The 7,133-nt window shown below is 61.2% G+C and carries 7 protein-coding genes and 1 pseudogene; 2 read left to right on the forward strand and 6 right to left on the reverse strand.

The features are described 5' to 3' along the window. Positions 1 to 144: 144 nt before the first annotated feature. A complete protein-coding gene (locus K5E37_RS27740) occupies positions 145 to 1,080 on the reverse strand; it encodes a Ppx/GppA family phosphatase (protein WP_221535678.1) in 936 nt (311 codons plus the stop codon). 294 nt (positions 1,081 to 1,374) lie between these two features. Here K5E37_RS27740 and K5E37_RS27745 point away from each other — a divergent pair, with 294 nt between their 5' ends. Then, on the forward strand, positions 1,375 to 1,635 hold the full coding sequence (locus K5E37_RS27745) for a ParD-like family protein (RefSeq protein WP_011334623.1): 261 nt from the start codon (positions 1,375 to 1,377) through the stop codon (positions 1,633 to 1,635). Further along, complete coding sequence (gene map, locus K5E37_RS27750) at positions 1,632 to 2,423, forward strand: type I methionyl aminopeptidase (protein ID WP_221535679.1); 792 nt, start codon at positions 1,632 to 1,634, stop codon at positions 2,421 to 2,423. Before K5E37_RS27745 ends, map begins: the two co-directional genes overlap by 4 nt. Before the next feature lie 62 nt (positions 2,424 to 2,485). On the opposite strand, the gene K5E37_RS27755 is transcribed toward map, so the two are convergent. The 5 genes and pseudogenes from K5E37_RS27755 to K5E37_RS27775 all read right to left on the reverse strand — a co-directional run. Further along, on the reverse strand, positions 2,486 to 3,640 hold the full coding sequence (locus K5E37_RS27755; RefSeq protein WP_221535680.1) for an ABC transporter ATP-binding protein: 1,155 nt from the start codon (positions 3,638 to 3,640) through the stop codon (positions 2,486 to 2,488). A 17-nt stretch (positions 3,641 to 3,657) separates the two neighbouring features. Beyond that, positions 3,658 to 4,467, reverse strand: a complete 810-nt coding sequence (locus K5E37_RS27760) for an ABC transporter permease (protein ID WP_007957396.1) — start codon at positions 4,465 to 4,467, stop codon at positions 3,658 to 3,660. A 6-nt stretch (positions 4,468 to 4,473) separates the two neighbouring features. Next, the gene (locus K5E37_RS27765) at positions 4,474 to 5,421 is read right to left on the reverse strand and encodes an ABC transporter permease (RefSeq protein ID WP_085603052.1); all 948 of its coding nucleotides are present in this window, start codon (positions 5,419 to 5,421) and stop codon (positions 4,474 to 4,476) included. Beyond that, positions 5,418 to 6,443, reverse strand: a complete 1,026-nt coding sequence (locus tag K5E37_RS27770) for an ABC transporter substrate-binding protein (protein WP_085603055.1) — start codon at positions 6,441 to 6,443, stop codon at positions 5,418 to 5,420. Before K5E37_RS27770 ends, K5E37_RS27765 begins: the two co-directional genes overlap by 4 nt. Before the next feature lie 166 nt (positions 6,444 to 6,609). Then, positions 6,610 to 7,133, reverse strand: a pseudogene (locus tag K5E37_RS27775) (bifunctional 3,4-dihydroxy-2-butanone-4-phosphate synthase/GTP cyclohydrolase II); the annotation flags it as partial.

Raw genomic sequence — 7,133 nt, forward strand, 5'->3', positions numbered from 1 at the left:
TCGATCTAACGATAGAACGAAATCGGAGAGGTGAAGGAAGTGATTTGCAGGGGTTTATACGCAGGCGTCATCGAGTATTGAAAGGGCGTCTTCGGCGTCACGAAGCGCTTGATCCGGCAGTGAAAATCCTGCAGCGAAAACCGCTCAGTGGTTGCTCATCAGACCGTGCAGCACGCCCAGTCGCAAGCCGGGTTCGGATGGCACCATTTGCGAGATGCCGAACACTTTGAACGCTGCCAGCATGACCACCAGACCGCCGGGCAGGATGCTCTGGCGATGGGGTTGCAGGCCGGCCAGTTTCAGCTGTTGAACATTGCTGACTTCCAGCAGGCGCAACGACAGCCGCAGCAGGCCGCCGTAAGTGATGCCGCTCTCGCCATGATCGTTCAGGCGATTGGCCTTGAGCACTTTGGCGAGCATCCGCGCGGTGCCCGAAGAACCGATGGTCTGCTGCCAGCCCTGGGCGCGATAACGGCGAGCGACTTTTTCGAATTGCAGGATGGCCACGCGTTCGGCTTCTTGCAGGGCGCCGGCGGAAATTTCGCCATTGCGAAAGTAACGCGTGCTCAATGTGCCGCTGCCGATGGCGATGCTTTCGGTCAGCAGCGGTTGCGCGCCCTGGCCGAGAATCAGTTCGGTGGAACCACCGCCAATGTCGACCACCAGGCGCATGTCATCGGCGACCGGCAAGGTGTGGGCCACACCGGCATAGACCAGACGCGCTTCTTCATGCCCGGAAATCACATCGATGCGAAACCCCAGATGCCGTTCCGCGCTGGCCAGAAACAGCTGCGCATTGTCCGCCTCGCGCACCGCGCTGGTCGCCACTGCGCGCACGCGACCGGGCTCGAAACCGCGCAGCTTCTTGCCGAACCGCGCCAGCGCCTGCCAGCCGCGATCCAGCGCCATTTCATCCAGTGCCCGGCCGTCGAAGCCTTCGGCCAGCCGCACCGGCTCGCGCAAGGTTTTGACCTCCTGAATCATGAAGCCCTTTCTGCTGCGCACCGACTGGCCAATCATCATGCGAAAGGCATTGGAACCGAGATCGATGGCGGCAAACAGCGAGGTGTCTTCTTTCATGGGGATCCTTGCAAATCTTCCGTCGGGAGGCGCGGGACGGTTTGCGAGGATTCTGCCGTGGGTTCGATGACAACCTGATGACGCGGGTGGGGCGGTTCAGTGAATTCATCGCTGTCATGACACTGTCATTATCGGCTGCCCATACTTGCCCCCAATACATCGCGTGCTTTTCATGATTCGGCTGCCTCCCGGGCAGCTTTTTTTGCCTGCGATTTAACGGGCGCGCAAAATTTGCAATCCCGGACGATGCACGATTAATATACGATCCATATACAATTCGTATCGGATATTGCCATGGGTATCGTAAAGATTTCAGAGGACATGCACGAGAATCTGCGCATCTCCAGCAACGCACTCAGCCGCTCGATCAACGCGCAGGCCGAACACTGGATGCGCATCGGCATGCTCGCCGAGCTGTATCCCGACCTTGATCACCACGCCATTTGCCGGTTGCTGATTCGTGCCGAACAGTCGGGCGGTCTGGATCTGCAGCAAGTCTGCGCACTGGCGGATGCCGCGCAGAATGCCTCGGTCAAAGAGGCGGCCAAGGCATGAGAAACCCGATCAAGATCAACACCCAGGCCGAAATCGCCCAGTCCCGCGAGGCCGGCAGACTGGCCGCCGAGGTGCTGGCGATGCTGGTGCCGCACGTCAAGGCTGGCGTCACCACCGATCAGCTCGATCAGTTGTGCAACGACTACATCGTCAACGTGCAGAAGGCGATACCGGCCAACGTCGGTTACCACGGCTTCCCGAAAACTGTTTGCGCGTCAGTCAACGAAGTGGTGTGCCATGGCATTCCTTCGAAGCGTGTGCTGAAGGACGGCGATATCGTCAACCTCGACATCGCGGTGATCAAGGACGGCTGGTTCGGCGACACCAGTCGCATGTACGTGGTCGGCGAGCCGACGCCCGAGGCGCGGCACCTGATCAAGACCACTTACGACGCCATGTGCGCGGGGATCCGCGTCGTTCGGCCGGGCGCCACGTTGGGTGACATCGGACATGCGATCCAGACGTTGGCGGAGAAGGAAGGGTTCAGCGTGGTGCGCGAGTATTGCGGGCACGGGATCGGCAAGGTTTATCACGATGAACCGCAGGTGCTGCATTACGGTTATCCGGAGCAGGGCTTGAAGCTGAAGGCGGGGATGATCTTCACCATCGAGCCGATGCTCAATGCCGGCAAGCGTCATGTGAAGAGTCTGGCGGATGGCTGGACGGTTGTGACCAAGGATCAATCGTTGTCGGCGCAGTGGGAGCACATGATTGCGGTGACTGAGGACGGGTTTGAGGTGTTGACGGCTTGGCCGGATGAGATTGAGGGCTTTAAGGGCATCGTCTGAAAAAATGGCCACCGCAACCCGACGTTGCGGTGGCCAGAAGTGACACGCAAATCTCTGTTGAATCAGTGCGCGCCGGCAGCTTTATTCAAATCACTCTCAGCCCACTCGGTATAGACGCAAGCATCCGCCGTCGCCCAACGCACCCGAACCGGATCCCCAGCCGTCAACGGCATCCCCGCCGCCGACAACGCCTTCACCGTCATCGAAGTCCCACCCGAAGTCACCACACTGCAAGTCTGACTCTCCCCCAGAAACAGCACCTCGACCACCTTCGCCGAAACCTCATTCCAGCCCGCTGCCAACGGCTCACTCGCCGCCTGTTGCACGCTCAACGCCAACGCCTTCTCCGGTCGCACCATCAGCAGCACATCCTGCCCGGTCTGCAATCCAGCAGTCAGGCGAATCGACAGCGACTGCCCCTCAAAACTCGCCGCCGCATTACCCTGCGCCTTGAGCTTGAGAAAGTTCGAGTTACCCAGAAACGACGCCACAAACGCATTCGGCGGATTCTGATAAAGGTCATACCCGCTGCCGAGCCCGACAATCTTGCCGTGACTGAAAATTGCGATGCGCTGGGACAGGCGCATGGCTTCTTCCTGGTCGTGGGTCACGTAGACGATGGTGATGCCGAGGCGACGGTGCAGCTGGCGCAATTCATCCTGCAAGTCTTCGCGAAGCTTCTTGTCCAGCGCACCGAGCGGTTCGTCCATCAGCAGAATGCGTGGCTCGTAAACCAGCGCCCGTGCAATGGCGACCCGTTGCTGCTGGCCGCCAGACAGTTGCGAAGGGCGGCGATGGGCGAATTGCTCCAGCTGCACCAGTTTCAGCATCGCATCGACGCGCTTGTCACGTTCAGCGGCGGCGAGTTTGCGGATCGCCAACGGAAACGCGATGTTGTCGCGCACTGACAGATGCGGGAACAGCGAATAACGCTGGAACACCATCCCGATGTCGCGCTTGTGCGGCGGCACGTTGATCAGCGACTGGCCGTTGACCAGGATCTCGCCGCTGCTCGGGGTTTCGAAGCCGGCGAGCATCGACAACGTGGTGCTTTTGCCCGAGCCGCTGGAGCCGAGGAAGGTCAGGAATTCGCCGTCCTTGATGTCCAGCGAGATGTTGTCCACGGCCGCGAAATCGCCGTAGTGCTTGTTCAGGTTGCGCAGGCTGACCAGGGGTTTGTCGTTCTGCTGGGATGCGTCTTTGATCACGGCACTCATGTCGTACTCCTGGGCGCTCAGGCGCTGATTTCGTTGCGCCGGCGCAGGGCGGCGGCGATCACCATGACCAATACCGACAGGCCGATCAGCAGCGTCGATGCGACGGCGATCACGGGCGTCAGGTCCTGGCGCAGGGTGGTCCACATTTTCACGGGAAGGGTTTGCAGGGTCGGGCTGGCCATCATCACGCTGAGCACCACTTCGTCCCACGAAACCAGGAAGGCGAAGAGGGCGCCGGCCACCATCCCCGGACGAATCGCCGGAAAGGTCACCTTGAACACCGCTTGCAGGCGTGACGCACCGCAGATCACCGCTGCGTCTTCAATCGACTGATCGAACAGTTTCAGCGAGTTGATGATCGAGATAATGGTGAACGGCAGCGCGACGATCACATGGCTGACGACGAAGGCGAACATCGTGCCGGTGTAGCCGAGCTTGAGGAACAGCGCGTACACCGCCACGGCGATGATCACCAGCGGCACGATCATCGGCAGGGTGAACAGACCGTAGAGCATTTCCCGGCCGGGGAAGCGTCCGCGCACCAGCGCGAAGGCCGTCGGCAAACCGAGGGCAACGGCGCAGATCGTGGTCAGCACCGCGACCTTGAGGCTGGCCAGCGCTGCGCTCATCCAGTCGGCGTTGGAGAAGAACTGCACGTACCATTTCAGCGTCCAGCCCGGTGGCGGGAACACCAGCCACTGGGAAGAACCGAACGACAGCAGGACGATGAACACGATCGGCAACAGCAGGAACAGGCCGATCAGCCCGGTGGTGAAATACAGGCCGAAGCGCATCCGGCGACTCATGGCATTGGGCGTCAGGAGCATGTCGGCTTACCTCGCGTTACTGGCGCCAACCGGGGATTCCGGTTGCAGCTTCAGGTAGACGTAGAACAGCACCAGCGTGATGACGATCAGCAACGCGGCGCCGGCGCTGGCCAGGCCCCAGTTGAGGAACGACTGCACCTGCTGAATGATGAATTCCGGCAGCATCATGTTCTGCGCCCCGCCCAGCAGCGCCGGGGTGACGTAGTAACCGAGCGACATCACGAACACCATCAACCCGCCGGACGCCAGACCCGGCCGGCACAGCGGCAGGAACACCCGGAAGAAGTTGGTCCACGGGCTGGCACCACAGATCGAACCGGCCTGCAGGATCATCGGGTCGATGGCCTGCATGGTCGCCTGCAACGGCAGCACGATGAACGGGATCATGATGTAGCTCATGCCGATCACCACGCCGGTCAGGTTGTGCACCATTTCCAACGGCTGATCGATGATGCCCATCGCCATCAAGGCTTTGTTGATGACGCCCGAAGCCTGCAACAGCACCAGCCAGGAATAGGTGCGGGCGAGGAGGCTGGTCCACATCGACAGCAGCACGATGTTCAGAATCCAGCGGCCCCAGCCCCGTGGCACCAGGGTGATTGCCCAGGCCAGCGGGAAGCCCAGCAGCAGGCTGAACACCGTCACCAGTCCCGCCACCGAAAAGGTGTTGAACAGCACCCGGGCGTACGCCGAGTTAGCGAACAATTGTTCATAGTTGCCAAGGCCCGGCACTGGTTCCAGCACGCCGCGCAGCAACAAGCCAATCAGCGGGGCGAGAAAGAACAGACCGAGGAACAGCAGCGCCGGCGCGAGATTGCCGGCGCCGCGCCAGCGTTGCTTGAGGGACGGGGCTTGCGCCATGGCACTCGCCTTTTTGCCTTCAGCCAGGCCGGCAGCGCTCGGGGCGCTCCCGGTGGCAGTGGAGGGACGGGACGCGGTGGCCGCCATTTTCATTTGACCAGCCATTCGTTCCACCGTGTCGCGATGGCCGGACCGTTCTTGGCCCAGTACGCGAAATCAAGAGTGATCTGATCCTTAGCGTAGGCAGTCGGCAGGTTCGGGGCCAGCGTCGAGTCCAGACGCGCCACGCTGTCGACGTTGACCGGGGCGTAGGCGGTCAGGTTGGAGAAGTCGGCCTGGCCTTTGGCACTGCTGGCGCTGGCCAGGAACTTCATCGCCGCGTCCTTGTTTTTCGCGCCCTTTGGCACCACCAGAATGTCGGCCATGACCAGGTTCTGTTTCCAGCTCACACCGACCGGTGCGCCGTCTTCCTGCAGGGCGTGGATCCGGCCGTTCCAGAACTGGCCCATGCTCGCTTCACCGGAGGCCAGCAGTTGCTGCGACTGCGCGCCGCCGCCCCACCAGACGATGTCTTTCTTGATGGTGTCGAGTTTCTTGAAAGCGCGATCAAGATCCAGCGGGTAGAGCTTGTCGGCCGGCACGCCATCGGCGAGCAGGGCCAGTTCAAGCACGCCGGGGCTTGGCCATTTATAGAGGGCGCGTTTGCCGGGGAAGGTCTTGGTGTCGAACAGCGCGCTCCAGTCCTGCGGCTTGTTGGCGCCGAGTTTGCCCTCGTTGTAGCCGAGGACGAAGGAGAAGAAGAACGAACCGACGCCGTGGTCGCTGACGAAACGCGGGTCGATCTTGTCGCGCTGGATCTGTTTGAAATCGAGGGGTTCGAGCAGGCCTTCGGCGGCGGCGCGCAGGGCGAAGTCGGCTTCGACGTCGACCACGTCCCATTGCACGTTGCCGCTTTCGACCATGGCCTTGAGTTTGCCGTAGTCGGTCGGGCCGTCCTGCACGACGGTGATGCCGCTGGCCTTGCTGAACGGATCGGCCCAGGCCTGTTTCTGCGCATCCTGGGTGCTACCGCCCCAGCTGACAAAGTTCACACTCTCGGCAGCCATCGCGGCCTGACCGGTCACGCTCAGCAGTCCCGCGAAAAAGATCGCGGTTGCAGCTTTGTTCAACACCATTTTTACGCCCTCATTGTTGTGTTTTTGAGCGGGCTTGCGTTGTTGCCCGCCTGTCGGGAGCAGTAGCTGGACGGTTTTTCAGGTCATCCGGTCTATGGAATATCATATTATGGTATTCCAAACTTTGTGCAAGCACTTTGCCGTACCGGCTATCTGGCAAACGGGGTTATTCGGTGAAGGGAATGCTCTCGACCACCTCAAGATCGTAGCCAGTCAACCCGGCATATTTCAGCGGCGGGCCCAGGTGGCGCAGCTTGCCGACGCCCAGGTTCTGCAGAATCTGCGCCCCGGTGCCGACCTCCGAATAGATCCGCGATTGCGAGCGACTGAACTGCCGAGGCGGTTGAGTCAGTTGCGGAATGCGCTCCAGCAGCGCCTGGGAAGATTCATGATTGGCCAGCACCACCACAACGCCATGCCCTTCGGCCGCGACCCGTTGCAACGCCGCCCACAACGTCCAGTTCGTCGGCCCGCTGTACTCGGCGCCGACCAGATCCCGCAGCGGATCGATCACGTGCACGCGCACCAGCGTCGGCTCTTCGCGGCGCAGTTCGCCCATGACCATCGCCATGTGCACGCCGCCCTCGATGCGATCTTCGAAAGTAATCAAACGGAACGTGCCATGCACCGTCGGCAACTCCCGCTCGCCGATGCGCTCGATGGTGTGTTCAGTGCTCAGGCGATAGTGGA

The organism is Pseudomonas sp. RIT778 (assembly GCF_019718735.1).
In the GTDB taxonomy this organism is placed as follows: domain Bacteria; phylum Pseudomonadota; class Gammaproteobacteria; order Pseudomonadales; family Pseudomonadaceae; genus Aquipseudomonas; species Aquipseudomonas aphyarum.

What these genes read in the sequence shown, in the direction of transcription:
- K5E37_RS27740 (WP_221535678.1), bottom strand. Translation starts at nt 1,080, where the DNA reads ATGAAAGAAGACACCTCGCTGTTTGCCGCCATCGATCTCGGTTCCAAT.
- K5E37_RS27745 (WP_011334623.1), top strand. Translation starts at nt 1,375, where the DNA reads ATGGGTATCGTAAAGATTTCAGAGGACATGCACGAGAATCTGCGCATC.
- map (WP_221535679.1), top strand. Translation starts at nt 1,632, where the DNA reads ATGAGAAACCCGATCAAGATCAACACCCAGGCCGAAATCGCCCAGTCC.
- K5E37_RS27755 (WP_221535680.1), bottom strand. Translation starts at nt 3,640, where the DNA reads ATGAGTGCCGTGATCAAAGACGCATCCCAGCAGAACGACAAACCCCTG.
- K5E37_RS27760 (WP_007957396.1), bottom strand. Translation starts at nt 4,467, where the DNA reads ATGCTCCTGACGCCCAATGCCATGAGTCGCCGGATGCGCTTCGGCCTG.
- K5E37_RS27765 (WP_085603052.1), bottom strand. Translation starts at nt 5,421, where the DNA reads ATGAAAATGGCGGCCACCGCGTCCCGTCCCTCCACTGCCACCGGGAGC.
- K5E37_RS27770 (WP_085603055.1), bottom strand. Translation starts at nt 6,443, where the DNA reads ATGGTGTTGAACAAAGCTGCAACCGCGATCTTTTTCGCGGGACTGCTG.